The 353-nt window shown below is 39.7% G+C and carries 1 pseudogene; it reads right to left on the reverse strand.

The features are described from left to right. Positions 1 to 175 precede the first annotated feature (175 nt). A pseudogene (locus FLQ44_RS14325) lies at positions 176 to 353 on the reverse strand (phenol 2-monooxygenase); the annotation flags it as partial.

Genomic DNA, 353 nt, shown 5'->3' on the forward strand with positions numbered 1-353 from the left:
AGCCATAACGAACACCATCGCAGGTCATGATGCAAAAGATTCGACATCAATCAACAAAGAAGTAGATGACTATGTTGCAAACTTAAACGCAACAGCAGTGAAAGGCTTACGTATTGGTATTCCAAGACAATACTTCAATGTTCAAGGTTTAGATGCTGAGGTCAAAGCACGTGTTGATGGCATTGACATAACGTTCATTCGAAACATTCATTTGTCCATTGTTTTGCGCAAACGCATCAAAAATGGCATACAGTTTCTTTTCTTTTTCAGCTTGGTATTTCCAATAGGCATCCATGGTTAAACGGAACGGGTCTTCCCATTTTGACCAGTCAGTGATTTTGATGCCTTCGAAT

The organism is Vogesella mureinivorans (assembly GCF_007644035.1).
GTDB classification, from domain to species: domain Bacteria; phylum Pseudomonadota; class Gammaproteobacteria; order Burkholderiales; family Chromobacteriaceae; genus Vogesella; species Vogesella mureinivorans.